The sequence below is a fragment of the Paraburkholderia acidipaludis NBRC 101816 genome (genome assembly GCF_000684975.1).
Lineage (GTDB): Bacteria > Pseudomonadota > Gammaproteobacteria > Burkholderiales > Burkholderiaceae > Paraburkholderia > Paraburkholderia acidipaludis.
The window spans coordinates 424746-449906 of the sequence record NZ_BAXZ01000003.1 but is presented as its reverse complement, the minus strand read 5'-3'; the positions used below and the strand labels follow the sequence as shown (position 1 = coordinate 449906).

Sequence of the window (25161 nt, the reverse complement as noted above, 5' to 3'; positions counted from 1 at the left end):
CCGCCGTGGCGGCAACGCTCGCGCTCGTCAACGCCTTCGCCGCCTTTGCCGCCTTCGCATCCGGCGGCACGACACTCCCGCCCGACGCAAGTGCCGCCGGCAGCCCGTGGTTCATGAGCGCGCTCATCTGCGCGGCCGCCGTCCTCCTCGCCGGTGCGGTCATTGCCGCCGTTTTTGCCTTGTTCGGGTTTCGCCTCGCCCGCGCGCGCGCCACTCCCGCATCGGTCCCCGCCGAGGGTGGCGCGCGCCAGAACGAAGCACGCATGATGGGCATCATCCGCTCCTCGATGGAAGCCATCATCACCGTGGACGAGAACCAGCGGATCGTCATCTTCAATCCCGCCGCCGAATTCGTATTCGGCCTCTCCGCCATGGAAGCGATCGGCTCGCCGCTTTCGCGCTTCATTCCCGAGCGGTTTCGGACGGCCCACGAGCGGCACGTCGAGCAGTTCGGCGCCACCGGCGTCACCGAGCGTTCCATGGGCCACCAGCAGCGCGTTCTCCACGGCCTGCGCGCCAACGGCGAGGAGTTTCCCATCGAGGCGTCGATTTCGCAGATCCGCGACGTCTCCGGCAAGCTCTACACGGTCATGCTGCGTGACATCACCGAGCGGCTGCGGGCGGAAAACTCGCTCAAGCGCTCGCGCGAAGAGCTGCGCGAACTCTCCGCCAATCTGCAGAACGTGCGCGAGGCCGAAAAAACCCGCATCGCCCGCGAGCTTCACGACGATCTCGGCCAGCAGCTCACCGCGCTCAAGATCGACCTCTCCGCGCTGGAGCACCGCCTCGGCGACACCGCCGACCCCGACATCGCCGCGCGCATCACGGGCATGAGCAAGCTGATCGATTCGACCGTCAAGGCGGTGCGGCGCATCGCCGCCGACCTGCGGCCCGTCATGCTCGACGACCTCGGGCTCGTCCCCGCCATCGAATGGCTCGCGAACGACTTCACGAGCCGCTACGGCATCGCCGTCCAGCAGCATCTCCACACCGGCAACACGGTGTTTTCGAACACCGCGGCCTCCACCCTCTTTCGCATTGTCCAGGAAGCGCTCACGAACGTTGCCCGCCACGCGGAAGCCAGCCTCGTGGTCCTGACGCTCGAAGTCGAGGGGCAGCACTGCGCCTTGCGTATCGCCGACAACGGCCGCGGCACGCACACCGACCCCGGCAACGCGCCGCATCGCACCCGCCGCGACAAATCGTTCGGTCTGCTTGGCATTCGCGAGCGCGCGCACATGCTCAACGGCACCGTCGAGATCGATACCGCGCCGGGGGAAGGCTTTGCCATCTGCTTCACGTTCGAGCTCGACGCTCTCCAATCCGAAGAGAACGCTTCATGATCAAGGTGATCATTGCCGACGACCATACGCTCGTGCGTGACGGGTTGCGCCGCATCCTCGAAAGCGCTCACGATTTCGAAGTCGTGGGAGAAAGCTGCGACGGCGCCACCACGCTCGCGCTCGTGCGCGAGTGCGACGCCAGGGTTCTCGTGCTCGATCTTTCGATGCCGGGGCGCAGCGGCGTGGAGCTTATCAAGCAGATCAAGGACGAGCGACCCGGCCTGCGGATCCTCGTGCTGACCATGCACGCCGAGCATCAATATGCGGTGCGCGCCTTCAAGGCGGGGGCCTCGGGCTATCTCACGAAGGAAAGCGCCAGCGCGGAACTCGTGAGCGCCGTGACGAAGGTGGCCTCCGGGGGTGTCTACGTGAGCATGGCGATGGCGGAGCGCTTCGCACAGAGCCTGAACGAGCCTGCCGACACGCTCCCGCACCAGCGTCTCTCCGACCGCGAATTCGAGGTCTTCCGGCGCATCGCCTCCGGGGAGACCATCACGGAAATCGCGCAAACGCTTTGCGTGAGCACCAAGACCGTGAGCACCTACAAGGTCCGCATTCTCGAAAAAATGCAGATGCCGCACGAGGCCGCGCTCGTGCGCTATGCCCTGCGCCACAAGCTGCTCGACGATCAGGACGAACCCTGAGCCGCCGGAGCCGCGGCGCCTCGTCGCATGTCTGTAGGAATCGCCCTACACAGCTTCCGTTCCGCGTACGCCACTTTCCACCGTCGCCGATTTATTTTTGAGATGGCGCCGCCGATACTGGCGGCATGGAAGTCCACCGCATTCACCCGAAACTGAACGTTTTCCTCGTCGAGGATGCTGTGCCGGTGCGTCGAAGAATCGCCGAGGCATTCTCGGCCATTCCGGATGTGATCGTGGTTGGCGAGGCCGAGGATACGGCCACCGCCCTGGCCGAAATCGCGTCGAGCGGCGCGGACGTCGCAGTCGTCGATCTGAGACTGATTGCGGGCAGCGGCATCGAGCTCGTCGCCCGGCTCTCGCGCGAACAGCCGTCGGTCGTCACGGTCGTGCTGACGAATCATGCCAGCGCACCGTTCAGGGTGGCCTGCCAACATGCCGGCGCCGACTTCTTCTTCGACAAGACGTCCGAATTCGACGCCGCCTGCCATACCCTCGAAGCGCTTGTGAAGCAGCGCGCGAATACCGCGCGCTGAACTGGAGATGATCATGCATGCCGAAGCCGCCAGCGATTCCTCCCTGCCCGCGACGTCACCGGAGTACCGGCCGATGGCGCCCCAGCATCCCGCGGCTCGCGAGGCCGCGGCACACCGGCCCGCCCCGCGCTGCTCCACCTGTTCGCTGCGCGCGGTCTGCATGCCGCCGGATCTCACGTCCGCCGAACTCCAGCAACTCGATACCGTCGTCCACACGACCCGCAGCGTCCGCCGCGGCGAGGCGCTGTTCCGCACGCACGATGCGTTCCAGAGCCTCTATGCCGTGCGCACGGGCTCGTTCAAGACCATCGTCATGCATCGCGACGGCCGCGAACAGGTCACCGGATTCCAGATTCCCGGCGAACCGCTCGGGCTCGATGGCGTATGCTCGGGCACGCACAGCTGCGAAGCCATCGCGCTCGAGGACAGCACCGTCTGCATCATTCCGTTCGGCCAGTTCGAATCGCTGTGCCACGAAAGCCGCCGCATGCAGCACCATCTCCACCAGTTGATGAGCGGCGAGATCGTGCGCGAATCCAGTCTCATGCTGCTGCTCGGCACGATGACCGCGGAACAGCGGCTCGCCTCCTTCCTGCTCGATCTGGCTACCCGCTTCAGGAGGCGCGGCTACTCCGGCGCGCAATTCAACCTGAAGATGAGCCGGGAAGAGATTGGATGCTTTCTCGGCATGAAGCTCGAAACCGTGAGCCGCATGTTCTCGCGTTTTCACCGGGAAGGGCTTGTCGAGCCGAGCGGCAAGCAGATCCGCATCGTCGACGCCGAGGGTCTCGCACGCGTGTGAAGCAGAAGGGCGCGCTCGACCGTCTCGCCCTCTGCGCTTGCGCAATCGGCTGGATCGACAAGCAGAGCGGCGAGGAGTCACGCGGAAGGATCGATCGCAACTCGTCCTACACCCCGAATACGTGGCCGTTCTTCAGTTCGATCCACGTCATGCCCGCGCGCAGACCATCCAGCACCGCGGCCTCCTCGGTTTCGAACGCCCGGTAATGTGCGAAGGCGTGGCCGAACTCCGGCTCGGGCGCACTCTGCGTGATGCTGATCTGGCAGGTGAACCCGCCTTGCGCCGCGGGCGACGTGATCGCCTCGACGATCCATTTTCCCGAGTCGACTGTGCCCCTTAGTGTCGTCATGCGGGCCTCCATCCCTTGCGCGGAAACGCAATCTCCATGACCTGCTCCCCTACCCGTGCCGACGGCAAACCGTCTGCTTGCCAATTGAATTCAGAATAAGGTCCGGCAGGCGGTGACCGTTGATGCATATCAACTCAATGCACGCCGCCGGCCGCCGCGGGGCCGGCGCGTTGTGACATCTGCGGCACAAGCAGCAGCGGCAACACGGCCCGTTGCGCAACACCGGCCGCGATGCTGCCGTAGCGCAGCCGCCCGCCCGCGTGACCACCGCGCGGCCCCAGCATCAGCAGGTCGGTATGCCATTGCCGGGCCGCCTCCACGATCGCGTGCAAGACGTCATCAGAAACGCCGCCATCATCGTGCGGCGCCTTGAGGACGACGGCGTCGAAGTCTTCGGGATGCCGCGCGGCCACCGGATTGCAGGCGAGATAGCCCACCCGGACCGCCGCACCCGGCGCGGCAATCCGCGCGGCTTCCCGAACGGCGAAAGCCGATTCGGCGCTCCCGTCGCTCGCGACAAAAATGCGCCGTGGCGGCACCTGGCATCGACGCGCGAAAGGCGTGGGCAACACCAGCACCGGACAGCCCGTCGAGCCCGCAAGCGAAACCAGGCTGTCCGACGAGCCGATCGCCAGTTCCGCCCGGGAAGCGCGCACGGCGCGCGCAAGCGCTTCTGTCTGTACGGCACCCGCCTCCACCTGAACGATTTCGTTGTCGGCTTCGATTCCGTGCCGTGCGAGTGCTTCGCAAGCGGCGTCGACCGTTGCGGTCAGACTGATCCGTCTGCACAGGAGCCGGGCATTCCCGGATCCGCTGTCGCCATGCGAGAGCGAGGGCACAAGACCTGCAATGTGAACGCGCGCGCCTCTTTGCGCCCAGCCCGCCACGTACCCTAGCAGCGAAGCGACATGTTCGCTCCCGGTCATCAGGACAACGATGCGCGCGTACGGCGCAACGACTGGCGTATGCATTGATTCCTGCCCCCAACGCCTCATTTTTGACTCCCCTATCGAAGCGCGCCGCCCCTTCATGTCTTCAGATTTTTATTCCATCTGCCGGCGTTCTGGCTCGGCAAGCACCTTCCCGGCATGTGCCCACCCCTGGCGCACCGTATTCAATCTAGGAGCGCACGGATTTTGCCGATTGATCTGCCTCAATGGCCTGGGTTTGCATGCCCCGCTTCGGTGCCATTCGCGCTTCCCACAGGCGCTTGATTTAAATCAACGGTGAAGGATCGCCTGTTTCTAGACTCATATCACTTCGTTGCCCGAGTTGGGCTGGGCCGCGACCGCTTCCCACGCTTCCCATCGTGATGGAGATCTGCCATGACCTACCGGACCCTGACGGTTCATCTCGATACGAGCCACCGCGTCAGCGCGCGGCTTTCGCTCGCCTTGACGCTCGCGCGCGCGTATGGCGCCCATCTGAACGGGGTGTTCTCCGCCTTCGAGCCGCAGCCGCGCGAGTTCCACGTGATGGCAGGCACGGCCGGCTACTACGACGAACACCGCAAGCGCCGGGCCGAGCAGCGCGGGGCGATCGAGCGGCTGTTCCACGCCGAGCTGGCGCGCGCGCAGGTGGAGGGCGTGTGGATTGGCGGCGACGCGGACCCGATCGCCGTCCTGACGCAGCACAGCCGAACCGCCGATCTGACGATCCTCGGCCAAACCGATCTGAACGATCCCGGTGCCTACGTCGCCGATCATTTCGCCGAGGCGGCCATCCTGGGCGCCGGCGGACCGGTGCTCGTCATGCCGCATACCGGCAACTACGAAGCGATCGGCAAGCACGTGCTCATTGCCTGGAACGGCAGCCGCGAGGCGGCGCGCGCCGCGCACGACGCGCTTCCCTTCATCACGCGCGCAGCGCGCGTGACGATCGCAGCCGCTTCGGCAACCGTTACATCCGATCCCACCCAGGCTTCGTGCGCCGATCTGGCAACCCTGTTCGCGCGCCACGGCGCGACGATGGCGGACATCGCCCACTTCCCCCGCCACACCCTTGAAACTACGGGCGATGCCCTGCTCAGCTACGCCGCGGAGGGTGGCTACGACCTGCTCGTGATGGGAGCCTACGGGCACTCGCGGCAGCAGGAAATGGTGCTTGGCGGCGCGACGCGCACGGTCCTGGCCACGATGACGCTTCCGGTGCTGATGTCGCATTGAAGCGCTTTATCGAAGCGGTTAGTGCACGCGGCTCGCGCGTTCCAGAAGGATCCTGCGCACGCGCTTGGCCGCAAGCAAGGGCACGAAGCCGAAGATGCGTGCCTCTCGGTTGAGGGTTTCGTAAGCGTCAGCAAAGAGCACGCGCACCGTGTCCTCTTCCGACTGGGTCGCTTTCGCTATGTCGACGACGATCTTCCTCACACCAGGATCGTTCAAGGGGTCGCCAACAGGCAGGCCATCCGGTACTGGTTCGTGTTTCATGAGCGTGATCCTCGCTTTCCCGCATCGGCAAGCGCAACGTGCCGAACTCGAAGGCCAGCCGTCCGGGAACCGCTCTCTCCCACGCGGCCAACCCGTGCCTGCTTTTACAGGGGCGCGAAATACGTGGGATAGCCGAGATGGTCCTCGACGCCCTTCACGCCGGAGACACGTTCCGCACAAACGCGTATGGCCTTGCGCTCTTCCTCGGAATTCACCGTGCCCCAAAGATGGACAACGCCGTCCTTCACGACGACGTTCTCCGCCCCCATTGCCCATCTACGGCCTTCAAGCGCATGCAACACGCTCTCGCGCAGGGCTGCGTCGGCCGCGACAACCTCGGGACCGGCCTGCGCCGCGTGTGCCAGGGCGCTCACCAGATTCGAGCGGCTCACGATGCCAAGCAGTTTCCCGTCGACGGTGACAGGCACGCGCTTGATGTGATGGCGTTCCAGCACGTCGGCAACTTCGGCCAGCGACGCGGTCGGAATCACACACACGACGTTTTCCGTCATGAGGTCGCCGACCTTCAGCGCATGTTCCTTCAGGTACTCCGCCGCGAGCTTCCGGTTCGAAAACAGGAACTCCGCCAGCCACGAACGCTGCGGCTTGCCGGCCCCTGTCTCAACGCGATGCAGCAGGTCTGCCTCGCTCAGGATGCCGACGATGTTTCCTTCTTCGTCGACGACCGGCAAACCGCTGATATGACGCTGCACCATCAAGGCGGCGGCCTCGAAAACGGTTGCGGTGGGAAGTACTGAGACGACGTCCGTCGTCATGATGTCCGATACGTTCATGAGCTTCCTCCTCGATATCGCCAAACACCTGGACGCCACTCAATGTAGACCTCGGAGCCGCCGTTATCTTGATATTGATCAATCAAGATCGTGCGAAGGCCTATGGCGAATCGAACCGCGGTGGGGAAGCAATGTGTGCGTGGTGGTGGCCCACGAGTCGGGAATGTCTGCGCGGACACCGCCTGACCGGGTCGAGCCCGGTTAGGCGGTCAAGCGGTCAAGCTCATGCCTTTCTGACGAATTCGGACTTCAGGCTCATCGCGCCAAAGCCGTCGATCTTGCAATCGATATCGTGATCGCTGTCTACGAGACGGATGTTCTTCACCTTCGTGCCCATCTTGATCACACCGCCCGAGCCCTTCAGCTTCAGATCCTTGATGACCGTTACCGTATCGCCGTCCTGCAGGACGTTGCCGGCCGAATCACGATAAACCTTGCCGGCCGTTTCCGCCGGATCCGCGGTGGTATCGGCAGCCCATTCGTGTGCGCACTCCGGGCAGATGTAGACGCTTCCGTCCTGGTAGACGAACTCGGAATTGCATTTGGGACAAGGAGGTAATGCGCTCATGTGTTATTCCTGGTGCCGGACGGGCCGTTTATCGACGCACCCGCGCGCCGACCGAGCTCTTCGTCTTGTAGGTCACGCCGTGCTGCTCGAGATATTCGCGGATCAGTTGCCGCACGACCTGCGAAGGCGTCAAATCCTGCGCGGCGCAAAGCTCTTCGAATGCCGCCTTCTTGGCGGGGTCGATCAGAATGGTCAATCGGGCGCTTTTGGTTTCCATGACGCGAGAGCGTTATCGTCCGTATATGTTAATCAAATTATAATACATCCCGGGCGCAAAGGGTTGATCGAGTCGCGCCTCGATCCACGGCATACGCGATCACCATGCACATCGCGCGGCCCGTTACGCCGCACCCTCGCCTGCCCTGATGAGGAAGTCGCAAAGCCGCGAGTCCCAGTCGGCGTCCCGCACGGAAATCATGGCGGTCTCGATGCAGGCAAATTGCCGATCGAAACGCATGGCGCGTAGCCGGTGGACCGGCAGCGCGCGGCCAAAGAACTGGCCGGCCTCGTCGAGCAGCAAGCAGGGTTTGCCCCGGTAACGCGCGGCCATGACCGAAAGCGCGTCCTGAACATGACGTGCCGACTCGGCCGGATAGACGAACACGACGTTGACGCCGCCCGCCTCCAGCCAGTCGCCTGACGCGGCAAAGCGGTGAAGCATCTGGAATCCGCGCCCGCCTGCCCGGCCAACGCCCACGGCCACGAGACCTCGCTCGCCGGCCGCTTCGCGCAGCCGCAACCGCCTGCTTTCGTGCGTCAGCAACGGCACATCGAAGTCAATCATCAGAAACCTTTCCCCGCCACGTCGCCCACCCAAGGCCGCGTCCCCGTGGCCACCCCGACAATCTTATTTAATGTTAATCGTATGTGCATCACATGTAAACGCAAGAAAGGCGGCGCGCAATGCCTGCCTTTGCGCAGCGGCGCTCTCTGGCAACGCCGGAACAGTTCTGATAGCATGTTAATGTCGTTAACATGCGGTGTTAACCATATGCGTTCCGGACAGGAGCGCGTGACACCAGGCGTTTGCAGGTGATTCGTGCATAGTGGGGAGATTCCTGAGTTGCCATCCGAACAGCGCCATTTGAGCCTGCTCTTCGCGGAATTGCTCGGCCGCCATCCGGGAACGCCCGTCGTGCACGAGGGATTGCGCACGCGTTCCCTGTGCTTCGGCATGTTCGGGGTACAGACCGCCATGCGCAAAAACGATCCGTTCGCGCTGCATCTGCCCTATACGCGGGCCATGATGGCGTTCCAGCTGTTCCAGCCGGAACCGGCGCACATCGTCATCGTGGGCCTGGGCGGCGGGTCGCTCTCCAAGTACTGCCATCGCCGGTTCCCCGAGGCCCTCGTCACGACCATCGAGATCGACGAGCGCGTTATCGCGCTGCGCGACCAGTTCCAGATTCCCGACGATTCGGCACGGTTCCGCGTCGTTCACGCAGACGCGGCCGCGTATCTGGCCGGCCTGCGCGACGCAGCCGATGCCATCCTGCTGGATGGTTTCGACGCTTTCGGTCTGCCGGCCGGTCTGTCGAGCCAGCGTTTCTACGACGACTGCCACGCCGCGTTGCGCGACCAGGGCGTGCTGGTCGCGAACCTTCTCGAGCGCAGCGCGCACGCAACGGCCTGTCTCGACCGGATCGGCGGCGCGTTCGGGCAACGCCCGCTGTGGACCCATGCCCGGCGGGACGGCAATCCGATCGCAATCGCGGTGAAGCATGCGCCGCCCCCGGACTGGCCGATGCTGCACGCGCGCGCACGCGACCTCGCGCTGTCGGGCGAACTCGACCTCGGCGCGCACGCGAAGAACATGGAGCGCAACCATCGCGTTGCGGCAAGCCCCGACCCCTCCGCGACCGTGGACCCGGTGTCCGCGGCGCACGACTGAGACCGCGGGAGATCCGGCCCGATGGAACCTCGCCTCATGCTTCAGCTCGTGCTGTACGTCGTTGCCGGCTGGCTGGCCATTGGCGTCGCGGGGCTCGTCTATCTGCGCCGCACGCGGGTCGTGGCGCATGGCCTCTTCCCCGCGGGCGCCCTGCTGGGCGTGCTGCTGTTCGGACTCGGCCTCTTCGGCATGGTCACGCCGCCGCAAGGGCTCGTCCTGCCGGTCGGCCTGCCGGGTTTGCCGGTTCATCTGCGCATCGACGCGCTCTCGGCCTGCTTTCTCGCCGTGCTCGGGATGGTGAGCGCCGGCGTGAGCGCCTTCTCGGCCGGCTACTTCCGCAAGGGCGAAGGCACGCCGCCCGGCCTGCTGTGCTTCGAATATCACGCCTGCCTCGCGAGCCTCGCGCTCGTTCTCCTCGCCGACGACGCCTACAGTTTCCTCGTCGCCTGGGAAACGCTGACGATCTCCGCCGCGTTCCTCGTCATGAGCAACCACCGCATCGCCGAAATTCGCGGCGCGGCGTTTCTCTACTTCCTGATCTCGCACGCCGGCGCGCTGGCGCTGCTGCTTTCATTCGGACTGCTACAGGGCAACACCGGCGACTATACGTTTGCCGCCATGCGCCTGCAGCATCTCGCGCCGTTCCAGGCCTCGATCGCCTTTCTGCTTGCGCTGGCCGGCTTCGGCGCGAAGGCCGGCATTTTTCCGCTGCACGTATGGCTGCCCGAAGCCCATCCCGCCGCGCCCTCGCCGGTATCGGCGCTCATGAGCGGCTTCGTTCTGAAGGCCGGCCTCTACGGCATGCTGCGCACGGTCTTCGACCTGCTGCATCTGCAGATTGCCTGGTGGGGCGTGCTGATGCTCGCGCTCGGACTTTTCACGGCGCTTTTCGGCGTGGTGTTCAGCGCGATCCAGTCGGACATGAAGCGGCTGCTCGCGTATTCGTCGATCGACAATATCGGCCTGATGTTCGTGAGCCTCGGGCTCGCCGTGCTGTTCCGCGCCTTCGGCATGAACGGCCTCGCCGCGCTGGCGATGACCGCCCTCCTCTATCAGATTGCCAGCCACGCCGCGTTCAAGAGCCTCCTGTTCGTCGGCACGGGCGCGGTGCTGCATGCCACGGGCGAACGCAATCTCGGCCGCCTGGGCGGCCTGATTCACCGGATGCGGTGGACCGCGTGGACAATGCTCGCCGGCGCGCTGGCCAGCGCCGGATTGCCGCCGCTCTCGGGCTTCGTCTCCGAATGGCTCCTGCTGCAAAGCTTCCTCTTCACGCCCGGCCTGCCGAATACGTTCCTCAACATGGCCATCCCGCTCATCGCCGCGCTGATCGCGCTCGTTGCGGCGCTTGCGGGCTACACCATGGTCAAGTTCTTCGGCATCGTCTTTCTCGGCCAGCCGCGCGAAGCCGCGCTGGCCCGCGCCCGCGATGCCGGCGCATGGGAACGCGCGGCCTTTGTCTGGTTCGTGGCGGCCATCGTGCTGCTCGGCCTGCTGCCGGTCCAGATGGTCCGCGCGCTGACCCCGGTCGTGCGGCAACTGGTGGGCGCCGACCTCGGCGCGGCCGGCCAGACAAGCGGCTGGCTGCTGCTCGCCCCCACCGGCATCGATCGCGCGAGCTACATGCCCATCGTCTTCCTTGCGTTCTTCGCGGGTTGCTGCGGGCTCGCGTTCGTGCTCGTGCGCCGCTTCTATCATGGGCGCTTGCGCCGCGCGGCGTCCTGGGCCTGCGGCAATCCGTTCGTGAACGCGCGCATGCAGGACACGGCCGAAGGTTTCGGCCAGCCGATCCGCGAGATCTTCTCGCCGTTCTTCAGGATCGAGCGGCACGTGCCGTCTCCATTCGACATGCAGCCGACCTACCGCGTAGCCATCACCGACCGCACGCGGGCCTGGATCTACGAGCCGCTCACACGCGGCATAGAAAAGCTCGGCGCGCTCGTGGGGCGTCTGCACGCCGGCCGCATCGCCGTCTATCTGACGTACAGCTTTCTCACGCTGATCGTCCTGCTCGTCCTGGTGCGCCGATGATCACGCTGGCCGGAGTGCTCTCGCAGGGGCTCGAAATCCTGGTGGCGCTCGCCGCGGCGCCCCTGCTCTCCGGCTGGGTCGGAATCTGCCGCGCGCGGCTCCAGGGCCGGCGCGGTCCCAGCCTCTGGCAACCGTATCGCACGCTGCACAAGCTCTTCAGCAAGGAATCGGTCGTTGCCGTGCATGCGAGCCCGCTCACGCGCCTCGCGCCCTATGTCGTCTGGGGCTGCATGACGCTGGCCTGCGCGATCGTGCCCACGCTCTCGACCGACCTGCCGCTTTCGCCGGCCGCCGACGCCATCGCGCTCGTGGGCCTGTTCGCGCTGGCGCGCGTCACGATTTCGCTCGCCGCCATGGATACCGGCACCGCATTCGGCTCGCTCGGCGCGCGGCGCGAGATGCTGGTGGGCTTCCTTGCCGAGCCCGCCTTGCTCATGGTGCTGTTTTCCGCCTCGCTGATCACGCGGTCCACCGGGCTCACGCATATCGTCGATACGCTCAGCCACGGCGAGTTCGCCCTCTATCCGAGCCTCGCGTTTGCGGGCATTGCGTTCGCGATGGTGTCGCTGGCGGAAAACGCGCGCCTGCCCGTCGACAACCCTGCCACGCACCTCGAGCTGACGATGATCCACGAGGCGCTGGTTCTCGAGTATTCCGGCCGCCATCTCGCGCTGATCGAATGGGCGTCGAGCCTGAAGCTGTTCGCCTACTCGTGCATCGGTCTCGCCCTGTTCGTGCCGTGGGGCATTGCCGAGGCGGGCAATCCGCTCGCGCTGCTGCTGGCCGTGCCTGCGCTCTTCGCGAAGCTGCTCGCGGGCGGCGCGCTGCTCGCGCTCGTCGAGACGCTCAACGCGAAAATGCGGCTCTTCCGCGTGCCCGAGTTCCTCGCAACGGCGTATCTGCTCGCCGTGATCGGCATGCTCGTCCATTTCCTGCTGGGGGCATGAATGCACGCGCTCGCCACGCAGATCGTCAACTTCCTCGCCGCGATCCTGTTGCTCATCTCGTTCGCGATGCTGAGCCAGCGCCGGATTCTCGCCCTGATCCATCTCTATACGCTGCAGGGCTTCACGCTCGTCCTCGCCAACCTCGTGCTCGGTTTCGTCACCGCGGACACGCATCTCTACGTCTCCGCGGCGCTCACGCTCGTGCTCAAGGTGGGGCTGATTCCCTGGATTCTCTATCGCCTCGTGCGGCGCCTGAAAATCACGGGCGACGTGGAGTCGCTGCTCAACATTCCCGCCACGCTGCTCACGGGCATCGTGCTCGTGGTCGTCGCGTTCAACGTGGCCCTGCCGGTGACGCAGTTCGCCGCTTCGGTCGCGCGCGGCACGCTCGGCATCGCGCTGGCGTGCGTGCTGCTGTCGTTCATGATGATGATCACGCGCGCGACGGCCATTCCACAGGTGATCGCTTTTCTTTCGATGGAAAACGCGCTCTTCTTCGCGGCGGCCGCCGCCACCAACGGCATGCCGATGATCGTCGAACTCGGCGTCGGGCTCGACGTGCTCGTGGGCATGCTGATCCTCGGCGTGTTCATGTTCCAGATCCGGGAGCGGTTCGACAGCCTGGACATCCACCACCTCGCAGAGCACAAAGATGAGTAGTGCCTGGATTCTTGCGGCGGTGCTCGGCCTGCCGCTCGCCGCGAGCGCGAGCCTCGCGTTCGCGGGCGCGCGCCGCGCCGCGCCGGACCTGAACGCCGCCTTCAGCCTCCTGACGCTTGCCGCCGCGCTCCTGCTCGTGCAGCGCACGATGGCGCACGGCGCTGGCTTCGTGTTCGGCCAGGCGTTTTTCGTCGACCCGTTCAACGTGTTTCTGGTTGCGCTGACCACCTTCATCGGCTGGACGACGGCGCTCTTCTCGAAGCCGTATATGCGCGTCGAGCGCGACCGCGGCCGCATGAGCGCGAACCGCATGCGGCTCTACCACGCCATGTACCAGTTGTTCGTGTTCGCCATGCTGCTTGCGCTGCTGACGAACAACATGGGCGTTCTCTGGGTGGCGATGGAAGCCGCGACGCTCGCAACCGTGCTGCTGGTGTCGGTCTATCGCACGGCGGCCAGCTATGACGCGGCGTGGAAGTACTTCATTCTCTGCGGCGTGGGCATCGCGCAGGCGCTGTTCGGCACGATCCTCCTGTATCTGGCCGCCAGCCGCGTGCTGGGCGGCGGCGACGCGCTGCTGCTCACCAGCCTGAACGCCGCGAAGGCGAGCCTCGATCCCACCATCGTCTCGCTCGCGTTCGTGTTCCTGCTGATCGGCTACGGCACGAAAGCCGGCCTCGTGCCGATGCACAGCTGGCTGCCCGACGCCCACGCCGAAGGCCCCACGCCGATTTCCGCCGTGCTGTCCGGCCTGCTGCTCAACGTGGCGCTCTACGCGGTACTGCGTTGCAAGGTGCTCGCCGACGGCGCGCTGCAGAACGGCCTGCCGGGGCGGCTGCTCGTGGGCTTCGGGCTCGTCTCGGTGCTCGTCGCGACGTTCTCGCTGTTCCGGCAGACGGATGCGAAGCGTCTCTTTTCGTTTTCGTCGATCGAGCACATGGGCATGATGACCTTCGCTTTCGGGCTGGGCGGCCCCATCGCCACGTTCGCGGGCCTGCTGCACATGACGGTTCACGCGCTCGTCAAATCGGCAATTTTCTTCACCGTGGGCCATGCCGCGCAGAAAGCCGGCACCCAGGCCATCGCCGGCATTCGCGGGCTCGTGCGCGTGAGCCCCCTGGTGGGCTGGGGCCTGATGCTCGGCACGCTCGCGATTCTCGGCATGCCGCCGTTCGGCGTGTTCGCGAGCGAATTCCTGATTCTCACCTCGGCAATGCATGCGCTGCCGTGGACCGCGCCGCTTCTGATGCTGGCGCTGGTCGTCGCGTTCGCCGTCATTTTCAGGCACGCGCAAGGCATGGTGTTCGGCGACGCCACGGCGCGCCGGCTCGAACACCGGCCGGCGCTGCTGCCGGTTTTCGTTCATCTGGCCATCGGGCTCATGCTCGGTCTCTACCTTCCCCCCTGGCTCGCCGCATGGTATCGCGCGGCCGGGGCCGTGCTTGCAGGATGACTCATGGGGATCGACGCCTTCCACGCATTCCACGCCTTAACCGGCCTCACCCGCGTTGCCGCGTTCGGGGAAGCACCGGCCACGCTCATTGCACACGTGGACGTCGCGGCCTGGGTCCGCGTTGCCGCCGCGGTCGACGAAGGCGGGGGGCGCCTGATCACGATGTGGGGCGCCGAAGATCACGGCGGCACATTCACGGTATGCGCCGCCTATGCCGTGGACGACGGGCTGCTCTGGGTCCGGCTGCCGCTCGGCAAGACGCCGTCCTGGGCCGGCGAGTACCCGGACCTCTCCGCCCTCTTTCCGTGCGCGGCCCGCATGCAGCGTGCCGTCTACGATCTGACCGGCCTGCGCGCGTGCGGCGCGGGCGACGTGCGCCCCTGGCTGAACCACGGCAACTGGCCCGCCGGGTACTTCCCGTTGCGCAAGTCCTCATCCGGCACGGAGCGCTTCGCGTCGCAGGAAGCCGACTATGCGTTCACGCGGGTCGAGGGAGACGGCGTGCATGAAATTGCGGTGGGGCCGATTCACGCCGGCATCATCGAGCCCGGACACTTCCGCTTCTCCGTGGTCGGCGAAAAAGTGCTGCGGCTCGAAGAGCGTCTCGGCTACACGCATCGCGGCATCGAGCGCCTGTTCGAGCGCACGCCGGCACTCGCCGGCCATCGCGTGGCAAGCCGGATTGCCGGAGACAGCAGCGTCGCATTTGCGTGGGCGTATTGCATGGCGCTCGAACGCGCGCTCGACACGACGATTCCGCCGCGCGCGCAATGGCTGCGCGCGTTGCTGCTCGAACGCGAACGCGTCGCCAACCATCTCGGCGATCTTGGCGCGCTAGGCAACGACGCGGGCTTCGCATTCGGGCTCGCGCAGTTTTCGCGGATGAAGGAGGACTGGCTGCGCCTGAACGAGCGCGCCTTCGGCCACCGCTACCTCTTCGACGTGATCGAGCCCGGCGGCCTCGCGCGCGATCTCGACCGGGAAAAGGCCGGCGCGATCCTCGCGCAGTGCGACCGCATCGAGCGCGAGGTCCACACGATGCGGCGCATCTACGACGATCATGCCGGATTGCAGGACCGCTTCGCGAAGACCGGCACCCTCACGCCGGCGATGGCCGCTCAACTCGGCGTATGCGGTTTCGCCGCGCGCGCAAGCGGCGGTGCGATGGACCTGAGGGTCGATCACGCGCAAGTCCCCTACCGCGAAATCGGCGCTCGCCACCTCGGCGACGAGCGCGGCGACGTGGCGGCTCGCGTGGCGCTGCGGTTCCGCGAGATCGACGAATCGCTGCGCCAGATCCGCGCGATCCTCACCGGGATGCCGCGCGGCGGCATTGCCGTGCCGCCCGATGTCCGCCGCCCGCCGTCGTATGGAGCGGGATGGATCGAAGGCTGGCGCGGCGACGTGCTCGTTGCGCTCGAAACCGGCGAGGACGGCGCGCTCGCCCGCTGCCATTGCCACGATCCGTCCTGGCAGAACTGGCCCGCGCTCGAAGTCGCGATCATCGGCAATATCGTCGCGGATTTTCCGCTGATCAATAAGTCGTTCAATCTCTGTTACGCGGGGCACGACCTGTGACGTGGCAACTTCTCAAGCGGATCGCCGGCACACGCCCGCCTGCCGAACCCCTCCCGCAGGGCGGTGACGACTGGCGCACCGAGTCGCAGCGGCTGCACCAGCAGATTCTGGACGTACTCGGCCGCGCGCTGTGCATCCGGCAGATCGATGCGGGCTCATGCAACGGCTGCGAGCTCGAGATTCACGCGCTCAACAACCCGTACTACAACATCGAGGGACTGGGGATCCGCTTCGTCGCGAGTCCCAGGCATGCCGACATGCTCCTGGTAACGGGCCCCCTTGCGGTGAACATGCGCGAGGCGGTGCGGCTGGCTTACGAGGCAACGCCCGAGCCGAAGCTGGTGGTTGCCGCGGGAGAGTGTGCATGCACAGGCGGCATCTTCAAGGACAGCTATGCGGTCTGTGGACCGCTTTCGGAACTGCTTCCCGTCGATGTCCACATTCCCGGCTGCCCGCCGCCGCCCGTCGATCTCTTGAAAGGCATTCTGGCGGCACTTCGAAGCCGGCACGATGACCCGGTTTCCCGTGACTGAGCGTCTACGTTTTCGTGCGAATTTCAAGGCACCGAAACGGAATTTCGCTATTCCGGACTACGAATAGATTTTCAAGGCGCTTGAACCCGCTACGGCAAACGTCGGAGCGTGAAACCTCACGCCCGGCTTGTCCGTGTCTACCCGCCGGGTGGCGCCGTGGCCGGGCCTACTCGCGCAACGATGCTCGAATAATCGGCGGGCGTATCCATGTCGACGCAAAAGCGGTCGTGCGCAGCCGCGTGGAGAAAGACCTCGTCGCCGTGCTCGGCGATCAGCTTGCGGCAACCCGGATTCACGTGGCCGCTCACGACTTCGGGGGCATAACTCGCCGCAAACAGAACTGGATTGCCGCGTGCGCCCTTGAACGTCGGCACCAGAATCGACCCGCGCGGCATCGAAGCGTAAGCGCCTATCAGCTCGCGATAATCGGCGGCCGCAAGCAGCACCTGGTCGGCGAGGCAGATCATCACGGCGTCGCACGGCGCCTGCAAAGCGGCCACGCCGGCCGCGACCGAGGTCATCTGCCCTTCCTGGTAGCGCGGGTTGCTCTGGAAGCGCACATCCAGGCCGTCGAGCGCTTCGAATACGGCGCGTCCGTTGAATCCCGTCACCACGACGACCTCCTGCGGCTGCGCGGCGACGATGGCGCGCACCACGCGCCGCACGGCGGGCTCGCCGCCCACCGGCAAGAGCAGCTTGTGGCGCCCTTCCATGCGTGTGGACAAGCCTGCCGCGAGCACGACCGCCGAAAACCTCACCGTATTCATCATCCCTCCGCGGGCCGATCGCCGGGGCTTGCCTCACGCTCCGGCGCAGCGGTCAGGTAGCGTGCCGGTGCGCGCTCGAATTCGGCCTTGCAGCAGTCGCAGCAGAAATACACCTTGTGGCCGCCATGCACGACGACATGTTTCGCCGTCGCGATCTCGACGCTCATGCCGCACACCGGATTCACGTAGCGCCCCGCCTCGGCCGCCGGCGCTTCGGGCATCTCGCAAGGCGGCAGCGGCGGCACGGCCTCCGTGGCGACCGTGGCCTGCGGGACGGCCGCTTGCGCGGCCGCCACCGCTTCTTCCCGTTCGTGCCGCAAAGCGACGAGTCCCGCCACGGCGCCCAGCGCGATTTCCTGCGGCGTATGCGCGTGGATCGCCGGTCCAGCCGGTGCATGCAACGCCGCGAGCCGGCCTTCGTCGATGCCGCGCGCGCACATCGCTTCGCGCAGCCGCTCGGCCTTGCGGCGGCTCGCGATCAGGAGCACGGCCCCGGCGCCGCTGCGCAGCGCGGCTTCGAGCGCATCCTCGTCGCCATCGCCTTGTGTCGCGATCAGCGCGAACGATGCGCCGGCCCGGTCGAGGGCCGCAGCGTCGAAACGCGAACCGCCCGCGCGCGCGGCGTCGGCGGCCAGCGACGCGCGCAAGCCCATGCGGCGCGCCAGCACGCAGGCTTCGTGCGCCGTCGGCGTCGCGCCGAACACGATCACGAGCGGCGCCGGCACGGTCGGCTGGATGAAGAGCTCCATCGCGCCGTTGCTCGCGCACGGCATGGCGTGCGCCTCCACTTCGGGATCGGGCGGTGCAGGCTCGTTGCTGATGCGCACCCGCCGCGGCTGACCGCAGCGGATGGCCTGGCGCGCGGCCTCGATCACGATCGCCTGCGAACAGCCTCCGCCGATCCAGCCATGCAGCGTGCCGTCGCTTTCCACGAGCGCCTGCGCACCCACCTGGGTCGAGGCCGGCGGCGCGACGCGGATCACGGTCGCGACGGCGAATGGCACCCCGGCATCGGTCAATTGCTGTTCGAGCTGCAGCAGGCTGGTTGCGGCCGGTACGGGTTCGACGGTTTCGGCATTCATTGCAGCGCCCCGAGAATTTGCGGAAACAGACGTTCGAGGCTTGCGAGATCGCGCGCGCCCGCGAACAGATCGAGGTGCGGCAGCGCGGCCTGCATCCCCGCGCTGACCGGCTCGAATCCCGGCTGCCCAGCGAGAGGATTGAGCCACACGAGCGAATGACAGCGCCGCCGGATCGCGGCCAGCGCATCACCCAGCTGCGCCGGATCGCCCGCGTCGTAGCCGTCGCTGACGATCACGACCGCGGTGCGCGAGTGCAGGAGGCTCGAGGCGTAGTGCCGGTTGAATCCGGCGAGACTCTCGCCGATGCGCGTGCCGCCGGCCCACCCTTCGGAAATCAGATGCAGGCGCTCCTGCGCGCGCCGCGGATCGGGATCGCGCAGCGCCTCGTCGATGCAGACGAGCCGCGTGTGGAAGATGAAGCTGTGCACGTCGCGCAAGCGGCCGCTCAGCACGCGCGCGAGACGCAGCAGGAAGAAGCTGTAGAGGCTCATCGAGCGGCTCACGTCGAGCATCAGCACGATGCGCGGGCGCTGCCGCCGCAAGCGCCGCCAGCCAAGCTCCGCAGGCAAACCGCCGCGCGATACGCTGCGGCGCAGGGTCCAGCGCAGGTCGATGGCCCGCCCCTGGTTCGCGCGCTGCTCGCGGCGCGTTTCGATCCCGCGCAGGCGCTGCGCGAAGCGGCGCAGCGCGGCGTCGATGGCAAAGAGTTCGGCGGAGTCGTTGAGGTGGCGGAAATCCGCGCCGGCCAGCGATTCGGCTTCGGTGGCGCCCTCGTCGGCCGTGGCGCCCTCGCCCGGCGCACCGGCGCCGCGACCCGCGAGCGACACAGGCGTGCCTTCGCTCGCATCGGGCAGCCCCTCGCCCGCCTCGTCGTGCGTGAGCGGCCCAGCGCCGCCCACCCGGGTTTCGACCAGCTCGCGACGGTTCGGTGTCCTGAACCAGGCGTCGAACAGATCGTCGAAGCGCCGCCAGTCTTCCGCGCGCGAGCATAGCAGCGCGCGCAGGCTCCAGCGCAGCAGGTCGCTGTCGAACTGCCCCATGCGGTTCGCAACCTCCATCGAAGCCGCCACGTCCGCACTCGTCACACTGAACGCGTTCGCACGCAGCCAGCCCGCAAAGCCGGCATAGCGCGCGACGAGCGTCTCCGCAAGATCGGGCGCGTTGGTCTGCGCGGCGGCGCGTTCGGTTCCGGTCAGCATGAGGCCACCAGTTTTTCGACGACCGGTTTCGTGAGCGCGGCCTGATCCTCGCGCGTCTTCACGAGCGCCGCGAGCGAATCCATGACCCGCTCGACGCCGCCCTCGTCGAGCGCGCTCACGCCAAGGCGCAGCAGCGCGGCCGCCCAGTCGAGCGTCTCCGCGAGACCGGGCTTGCGGCGCAGCGCCATCTGCCGCACCGCGTGCGCGAATTCGACGACCTGGCGCGCGAGGGCTTCGGGCACGTCGGGCACCTGGGTCCGCACGATCAGCAGTTCGCGCTGGAACGACGGGTAGTCGACGTACTGATAGAGGCAGCGGCGGCGCAACGCGTCCGAGATTTCGCGCGTGCCGTTCGAAGTGAGGATGACGTAAGGCCGTTCGACCGCGCGAATCACGCCCAGCTCGGGAATCGAAATCTGGAAGTCGGAAAGGACTTCGAGCAGATACGCTTCGAAGGCTTCGTCGGTGCGGTCGATCTCGTCGATGAGCAGCACGGGCGCGGGCGTGGTCGTGATGGCTTCGAGCAGCGGGCGCTTGAGCAGATAGCGCTCGGAAAAGACATCCTGCTCCTTGTCGCGCAGCGGCCGCGCATCCTGCTCGAACAGCTTGATCGCCAGCAGCTGATGCGCGTAGTTCCACTCGTACAGCGCCGTGTGGGCGTCGAGCCCTTCGTAGCATTGCAACCGGATCAGCGGCACTGCGAGCAGGCGGGCCAGCGCCTTCGCCACCTCGGTTTTGCCGACGCCGGCCTCGCCCTCCAGCAGCAGCGGACGGCGCATTTCCAGCGTCAGCAGCAGCGCCGCCGCGAAGCTGCGCTCGGCAATGTAGCCGTGGCTCGCGAGCTTCGCCTGCAGCGCGACGACGTCGGGCATGCGATCGGTGGGCGTCATGACATGCCTCAGCGGCCATGGGCCTCGTGCGAGAAGAGGCCGCGCAGCCAGTCGCGGACCATGGCCCACACGAACGCGATGCCGTTGAGCTCGGCGGGGCGCGCGGCGCTCGTCGCCGCGGGCACGTCCGCCTCGCCTTCCACCGACGCTGGCGACGCCTGCTGCACCGCCTGCGCATTCAGCGCGTCGAGCCGCGCCGCGAAGTTCGCCACGAACTGCTTGAGCAGTTGCTCCGAGACCGGTCCCATCAGCCTGCCGCCAATCGCGGCGGCCTTGCCGCTCATCGTCACCTCGCTCCTGCCGGTCAGCTCGCTCGCCTCGCCGCTGGCCCGCACGGCGGCCACGAGATCCATCGCCGCCGCCGAGCCGCCCGTCGAGTCCGTGCCCTTGCCGCTTAAATGCAGGCTGCGCGCCGCCGCATCGAGGGCGAGCACTTCAATGTCGCCCTTGAACGCCATTGTCGCCGGCCCCAGCTTGACCGTGATCGTTCCTTTGTAGTGCGTAGCATCCACGCGCTCCGTAATCTTCGCGCCCGGCATGCAGCCAGCCACTGCTTCGATATCCTGCATAAGCCGCCACGCGCTGTCCGCGCTCGCAGCGAGTGGAAACACCTTGTCGAGTACGACTTTCATCGCGCGCTCCTCCCACAATGCTCAGGCCCGGGTCAGGCCGAGCGCCCGGCTTTGCTGCCACACGCGGTACGCGTTGTGCGGCATGTTCATGTGCGTGACGCCGAGATGCGCGAAGGCATCGACGACGGCCGACGTGAAGCACGGAATCGACCCCACGTGCGGCGATTCGGCCACGCCCTTCGCCCCGATGGGATGATGCGGCGAAGGCGTCACCGTGAAATCGGTGTCCCAATGCGGCGTTTCCACGGCCGTCGGCACGAAATAGTCGAGCAGCGTCGCGCCGAGCAGGTTGCCCGACTCGTCATAGGGCAGTTCCTGGCCGAGCGCGACGGCGAAGCCTTCGGTCAAGCCGCCGTGAATCTGCCCTTCGATGATCATCGGGTTGATCCGCGTGCCGCAGTCGTCCAGCGCGTAGAAACGCCGCACGCGGATCTCGCCGGTGTAGCGGTTCACGTCGAGCACGCACACGTAGGCGCCGAACGGGAACGTGAAGTTCGGCGGGTCGTAGTAGTCGACGGCTTCGAGGCCCATTTCCAGCCCTTCCGGCACGTTGTTGTACGCAGCCCAGGCCACCTCCTTCACCGTCTTGAACTGGTCCGGCGCCCCCTTCAGCACGAAGCGGTCGAGATCGAACTCCACGTCGTCGGGGCTCGCTTCCAGCAGGTGCGCCGCGATCCGGCGCGCCTTCTCGCGAATCTTGCGCGAGGCGCGCGCCACCGCCGCGCCGGCCACCGGCGTGGAGCGCGAGCCGTAGGTGCCGAGCCCGTATGGCGCGGTAGACGTGTCGCCCTCCTCCACGGCGATCTGCGACGCGGGAATGCCGGCCTCGGACGCGATGATCTGCGCGTAGGTGGTCTGGTGCCCCTGGCCCTGCGTGATGGTGCCCATGCGCGCAATGGCCGAGCCGTCCGGATGCACGCGGATCTCGCACGAGTCGAACATGCCCACGCCGAGAATGTCACACATCTTCGAAGGCCCCGCCCCCACGATTTCCGTGAAGTTCACGACGCCAATGCCCATGAGCCACTCGGCCTCGGGGTCGGCCCGGCGCTGCGCCTGCTCGGCGCGCAGCGCGTCGTAATCGACGGCCGCCAGCACCTTTCGTAGCGCCGTATCGTAGTCGCCCGAATCGTATTCGAGACCGAGCGGCGTGGTGTACGGAAACTGGTCCTTGCGGATGAAATTGCGCAGACGGATCTCGGCCTTGTCGATGCCGAGCTTCTGCGCGAGCACGTCCACCATCCGCTCGATCAGGTACACCGCCTCGGTCACGCGGAACGAGCAGCGATACGCGACGCCGCCCGGGAATTTGTTCGTGTACACGCCGTCCACCGAGACGAACGCGTTCGGAATCGCGTACGACCCCGTGCAGACATGGAACATGCCGGCAGGCCACTTGGTCGGATCGGCGCACGCGTCGAACGCGCCATGGTCGGCCACCACCTGCACGCGCAGCGCCTTGATGCGACCGTCCTTGTCGGCCGCGAGTTCGCCCGTCATGTGATAGTCGCGCGCGAACGCGGTGCTGGAGAGGTTCTCGTTGCGCGACTCGATCCACTTCACGGGGCGCCCGAGCACGATCGACGCGACAATCGACGTCACATAGCCCGGATACACGCCCACCTTGTTGCCGAACCCGCCGCCAATATCGGGCGAAATAATGCGAATTTTCGATTCCGGAATCGAGGAGAGCAGCCCGACCACGGTGCGCACGACATGCGGCGCCTGCGACGTGATATAGACGGTAAGATCGCCGCGCACCTTGTCGAACGAGGCAACGCAGCCGCAGGTTTCGAGCGGACACGGATGCACGCGCGGATACAGGAGGTCCTGCTTCACGGTGACTTCGGCGTTCTCGAACATGCGGTCGGTCTTGTCCCGATCGCCCATTGTCCACGTGAAAATATGATTAGGATGCCTGCGCGCTCCATGCGCGCCGGTATCCTTGTCGCGGATGTCCTCGCGAATCACGGGCGCGTCGGGTTCGAGCGCCTTCAACGGATCGACGAGCGCGGGCAGCTCCTCGTACTCCACTTCCACGAGTTCGGCCGCATCGGCGGCGACGTAGCGGTCGTCGGCCACGACGAACGCGACCTCCTGATTCTGGAAGCAGACCTTTTCGTCGGCGAGCACGGCCTGCACGTCGCCCGCGAGTGTCGGCATCCAGTGCAGCTTGAGCGGCTTGAGATCGTCGGCGGTGAGCACCGCATGCACGCCGGGATGCGCGAGCGCGCGCGATTTGTCGATGCGCTTCACGCGCGCGTGCGCATACGGACTTCGCACCATGACGCCGAACAGCATGCCCGGCATCTTGATGTCGTCGACATAGGTACCTTTGCCCTGGATGAAGCGCGGATCCTCGCGGCGCTTGCGCGAACAGCCCATGCCTTCGAGCGCGGCGAGACGTTCGAGATTGGCGTCGACATTTCCCATGACGTTTCTCCCGGCGCTCAGTGCGCGTGCGCCGCGTCCGCCTCGATGAGCGGATGCGAGGTTTCGACCGCTTCGCCGCGCAACTTGCGCGCGGCGTATTGCACGGCCTTCACGATGTTCTGGTATCCCGTGCAGCGGCACAGATTCCCCGCCATCCAGTAGCGAATTTCCGCTTCCGTGGGATCGGGGTTCTCCTGAAGCAAGCGATACGCGCGCATCAGCATGCCTGGCGTGCAGAACCCGCACTGCAAGCCATGCTCCTGCATGAAACCTTCCTGCAGCGCGTGCAGCGTGCCGCCCTCGGCGAGCCCTTCGACCGTGCGCACTGCCGCGCCCTCGGCCTGCACCGTCAGCAGCGTGCACGACTTGACGGACATGCCGTTGAAGTCGACCGTGCAAGCGCCGCAATGCGAGGTCTCGCAGCCGATATGGGGCCCGGTGTGCTGGCATTTTTCGCGCAGCGTATGAATCAGCAGCTCGCGCGGCTCGACGACGACATCCACTTCGCTGCCGTTGAGGCTGAACGACACCATCGTTTTTTTGGCCATGTTGTGTTCTCCCAGGCTTTATTAAGGACGAGCCGGGTTGTTCGCCCGTTCGTATGCCGTATTGAGCGCCCTGCGCGTCATCTCGCCCGCCATCGCGCGTTTGTAGTCGGCGTCGCCGCGCAGATCCGGCGCCGGATTGCAGGCCGCCATCGCAAGCCGCGCCGCCTCGTCCAGCGCGCCTGTGTCGAATGGCTTGCCGGCCAGCGCCTGCTCGGCGTCCATGGCACGGATCACGGTGTCGCCGACATTCGTCAGAGCAATGCGCACATGCTCGACGTTGCCGCCGGCGAGCCGCATCGTGACAGCCGCTGCCGCCGTCGCAAAGTCACCGGTCTTGCGCTTGAGCTTCGCATAGCAATAACCGGTGGCGAGCGAAGGCACCGGAATGCGGATGGCGGTCATGATCTCGCCGGGCGCGAGCAGCGTTTCGTAGGTGCCGACGAAAAAGCCGTCGGCCGGCACCGTGCGCTCGCCGGCCGCGCCCAGCAGCACGAACGCCGCGTCGAGCGCGATCATCAGCGCCGGATGATCGTTGCCGGGGTCGCCGTGCGAAAGGTCGCCGCCCAGCGTGCCGCGATAGCGCACCTGCGGATCGGCGATCTGCCTGGCTCCTTCGACAAGCAACGGACAGCGGGTCTGCAGCAAGGTCGACCAGATCAGTTCGTTTTCGGTCGTCATCGCACCGATCCATAGCGTGCCGCTTTCCTCGCGAATGCCCTTGAGTTCGGCCAGCTTGCCTAGGTCGATCAGGTGATCGGGCTGCGCGAAGCGCAGCTTCATCATCGGCAGCAGGCTGTGGCCGCCCGCGAGAACTTTCGCCGTCTCGCCGTACTCGCCGAGCAACGCAACCGCCTCGGGCAGCGTCTGCGGCGCGTGGTATTCGAAGGGTCGGGGAATCACGCCAGCCTCCTTGTTTTCGTCCTCCGGTTAATTAGCATTTCACAATGCAACGCAGCAATTCAACGCGATTTCGCCAACGGCGGCCAGGCTGCGCCGGCCGCCGGAAAACTTGCGTGAAAGGGGGAAAGGACTTACAACAGAGGCACCGCACCGGCGTC

The 25161-nt window shown here is 66.3% G+C and carries 26 protein-coding genes and 1 pseudogene; 12 read left to right on the top strand and 15 right to left on the bottom strand.

Translation table 11 applies throughout. The annotated features are described in order from the left end of the window. Positions 1–62 precede the first annotated feature (62 nt). The 4 genes and pseudogenes from BAC01S_RS30285 to BAC01S_RS04685 all read left to right on the top strand — a co-directional run. A pseudogene (locus tag BAC01S_RS30285) lies at positions 63–1343 on the top strand (PAS domain-containing sensor histidine kinase); the annotation flags it as partial. Then, positions 1340–1987, top strand: a complete 648-nt coding sequence (locus BAC01S_RS04695; protein ID WP_027793721.1) for a response regulator — start codon at positions 1340–1342, stop codon at positions 1985–1987. The pseudogene BAC01S_RS30285 and the gene BAC01S_RS04695, both read left to right, overlap by 4 nt. 125 nt (positions 1988–2112) lie before the next feature. After that, positions 2113–2520, top strand: a complete 408-nt coding sequence (locus BAC01S_RS04690) for a response regulator (RefSeq protein WP_027793720.1) — start codon at positions 2113–2115, stop codon at positions 2518–2520. A gap of 13 nt (positions 2521–2533) precedes the next feature. Next, positions 2534–3322, top strand: coding sequence for a helix-turn-helix domain-containing protein (locus BAC01S_RS04685; RefSeq protein ID WP_407667905.1), 789 nt, complete (start codon positions 2534–2536; stop codon positions 3320–3322). 106 nt (positions 3323–3428) lie between these two features. Here the strand turns inward: BAC01S_RS04685 and BAC01S_RS04680 are convergent, their stop codons facing one another. Next, positions 3429–3671: a hypothetical protein gene (locus tag BAC01S_RS04680; protein ID WP_043201115.1), complete on the bottom strand. Its 243-nt coding sequence runs from the start codon at positions 3669–3671 to the stop codon at positions 3429–3431. A 134-nt stretch (positions 3672–3805) separates the two neighbouring features. After that, a complete protein-coding gene (locus tag BAC01S_RS04675; RefSeq protein WP_169740097.1) occupies positions 3806–4510 on the bottom strand; it encodes a universal stress protein in 705 nt (234 codons plus the stop codon). Positions 4511–4996: 486 nt separating this feature from the next. Here BAC01S_RS04675 and BAC01S_RS04670 point away from each other — a divergent pair, with 486 nt between their 5' ends. Continuing rightward, positions 4997–5836, top strand: coding sequence for a universal stress protein (locus BAC01S_RS04670; RefSeq protein ID WP_027793716.1), 840 nt, complete (start codon positions 4997–4999; stop codon positions 5834–5836). Positions 5837–5854: 18 nt separating this feature from the next. Here BAC01S_RS04670 and BAC01S_RS04665 read toward each other — a convergent pair whose 3' ends face one another. The 5 genes from BAC01S_RS04665 to BAC01S_RS04645 all read right to left on the bottom strand — a co-directional run bounded on the left by BAC01S_RS04665 (position 5855) and on the right by BAC01S_RS04645 (position 8243). Then, complete coding sequence (locus tag BAC01S_RS04665) at positions 5855–6097, bottom strand: DUF3562 domain-containing protein (RefSeq protein ID WP_084168192.1); 243 nt, start codon at positions 6095–6097, stop codon at positions 5855–5857. 104 nt (positions 6098–6201) lie between these two features. Continuing rightward, positions 6202–6891: a CBS domain-containing protein gene (locus tag BAC01S_RS04660; RefSeq protein WP_043201112.1), complete on the bottom strand. Its 690-nt coding sequence runs from the start codon at positions 6889–6891 to the stop codon at positions 6202–6204. 223 nt (positions 6892–7114) lie between these two features. After that, on the bottom strand, positions 7115–7459 hold the full coding sequence (locus BAC01S_RS04655) for a zinc ribbon domain-containing protein YjdM (RefSeq protein ID WP_027793713.1): 345 nt from the start codon (positions 7457–7459) through the stop codon (positions 7115–7117). A gap of 28 nt (positions 7460–7487) precedes the next feature. Beyond that, positions 7488–7676, bottom strand: coding sequence for a ribbon-helix-helix protein, CopG family (locus tag BAC01S_RS04650; protein ID WP_027793712.1), 189 nt, complete (start codon positions 7674–7676; stop codon positions 7488–7490). A gap of 123 nt (positions 7677–7799) precedes the next feature. Then, positions 7800–8243 (bottom strand): hypothetical protein, encoded by a 444-nt coding sequence (locus tag BAC01S_RS04645; RefSeq protein WP_027793711.1) that lies wholly within the window; start codon positions 8241–8243, stop codon positions 7800–7802. Positions 8244–8522: 279 nt separating this feature from the next. Here BAC01S_RS04645 and BAC01S_RS30280 point away from each other — a divergent pair, with 279 nt between their 5' ends. From BAC01S_RS30280 to BAC01S_RS04610, 7 genes are read left to right on the top strand one after another with little or no spacing between them, the layout of a single operon-like run. Next, on the top strand, positions 8523–9350 hold the full coding sequence (locus tag BAC01S_RS30280; RefSeq protein ID WP_084168190.1) for a fused MFS/spermidine synthase: 828 nt from the start codon (positions 8523–8525) through the stop codon (positions 9348–9350). A gap of 21 nt (positions 9351–9371) precedes the next feature. Beyond that, a complete protein-coding gene (hyfB, locus tag BAC01S_RS04635; protein WP_027793710.1) occupies positions 9372–11381 on the top strand; it encodes a hydrogenase 4 subunit B in 2010 nt (669 codons plus the stop codon). Then, a complete protein-coding gene (locus BAC01S_RS04630) occupies positions 11378–12328 on the top strand; it encodes a respiratory chain complex I subunit 1 family protein (protein WP_027793709.1) in 951 nt (316 codons plus the stop codon). The genes hyfB and BAC01S_RS04630 overlap by 4 nt, the downstream gene beginning before the upstream one ends. Then, a complete protein-coding gene (locus tag BAC01S_RS04625; protein ID WP_027793708.1) occupies positions 12329–12988 on the top strand; it encodes a formate hydrogenlyase in 660 nt (219 codons plus the stop codon). Beyond that, positions 12981–14441 (top strand): hydrogenase 4 subunit F, encoded by a 1461-nt coding sequence (locus tag BAC01S_RS04620; RefSeq protein WP_027793707.1) that lies wholly within the window; start codon positions 12981–12983, stop codon positions 14439–14441. The genes BAC01S_RS04625 and BAC01S_RS04620 overlap by 8 nt, the downstream gene beginning before the upstream one ends. A 3-nt stretch (positions 14442–14444) precedes the next feature. Next, positions 14445–16019 carry a hydrogenase large subunit gene (locus BAC01S_RS04615; protein ID WP_027793706.1) on the top strand — a complete coding sequence of 525 codons (1575 nt, stop codon included), beginning with the start codon at positions 14445–14447 and terminating at the stop codon, positions 16017–16019. Further along, the gene (locus BAC01S_RS04610; RefSeq protein ID WP_043201106.1) at positions 16016–16552 is read left to right on the top strand and encodes an NADH-quinone oxidoreductase subunit B family protein; all 537 of its coding nucleotides are present in this window, start codon (positions 16016–16018) and stop codon (positions 16550–16552) included. The genes BAC01S_RS04615 and BAC01S_RS04610 overlap by 4 nt, the downstream gene beginning before the upstream one ends. Positions 16553–16689: 137 nt before the next feature. Here the strand turns inward: BAC01S_RS04610 and BAC01S_RS30275 are convergent, their stop codons facing one another. Genes BAC01S_RS30275 through BAC01S_RS04570 form a run of 8 tightly spaced genes read right to left on the bottom strand, consistent with a single transcriptional unit; the run spans position 16690 to position 25003 of the window. Then, positions 16690–17319, bottom strand: coding sequence for a nucleotidyltransferase family protein (locus BAC01S_RS30275; protein WP_245616503.1), 630 nt, complete (start codon positions 17317–17319; stop codon positions 16690–16692). After that, entirely contained in the window at positions 17319–18401 is a 1083-nt protein-coding gene (locus BAC01S_RS04600; protein WP_027793704.1) for an XdhC family protein, read from the bottom strand. The genes BAC01S_RS30275 and BAC01S_RS04600 overlap by 1 nt, the downstream gene beginning before the upstream one ends. Further along, positions 18398–19600 (bottom strand): vWA domain-containing protein, encoded by a 1203-nt coding sequence (locus BAC01S_RS04595; protein WP_027793703.1) that lies wholly within the window; start codon positions 19598–19600, stop codon positions 18398–18400. Before BAC01S_RS04595 ends, BAC01S_RS04600 begins: the two co-directional genes overlap by 4 nt. Next, positions 19594–20490, bottom strand: a complete 897-nt coding sequence (locus BAC01S_RS04590; protein WP_027793702.1) for an AAA family ATPase — start codon at positions 20488–20490, stop codon at positions 19594–19596. The genes BAC01S_RS04595 and BAC01S_RS04590 overlap by 7 nt, the downstream gene beginning before the upstream one ends. 8 nt (positions 20491–20498) lie before the next feature. Then, positions 20499–21122 (bottom strand): SRPBCC family protein, encoded by a 624-nt coding sequence (locus BAC01S_RS04585; protein ID WP_027793701.1) that lies wholly within the window; start codon positions 21120–21122, stop codon positions 20499–20501. 21 nt (positions 21123–21143) lie between these two features. Continuing rightward, positions 21144–23555, bottom strand: coding sequence for an aerobic carbon-monoxide dehydrogenase large subunit (locus BAC01S_RS04580; protein ID WP_027793700.1), 2412 nt, complete (start codon positions 23553–23555; stop codon positions 21144–21146). 17 nt (positions 23556–23572) lie between these two features. Next, positions 23573–24103 carry a (2Fe-2S)-binding protein gene (locus tag BAC01S_RS04575; RefSeq protein WP_027793699.1) on the bottom strand — a complete coding sequence of 177 codons (531 nt, stop codon included), beginning with the start codon at positions 24101–24103 and terminating at the stop codon, positions 23573–23575. Between the two features lie 21 nt (positions 24104–24124). Next, positions 24125–25003 (bottom strand): FAD binding domain-containing protein, encoded by an 879-nt coding sequence (locus BAC01S_RS04570; protein ID WP_027793698.1) that lies wholly within the window; start codon positions 25001–25003, stop codon positions 24125–24127. Positions 25004–25161 lie beyond the last annotated feature (158 nt).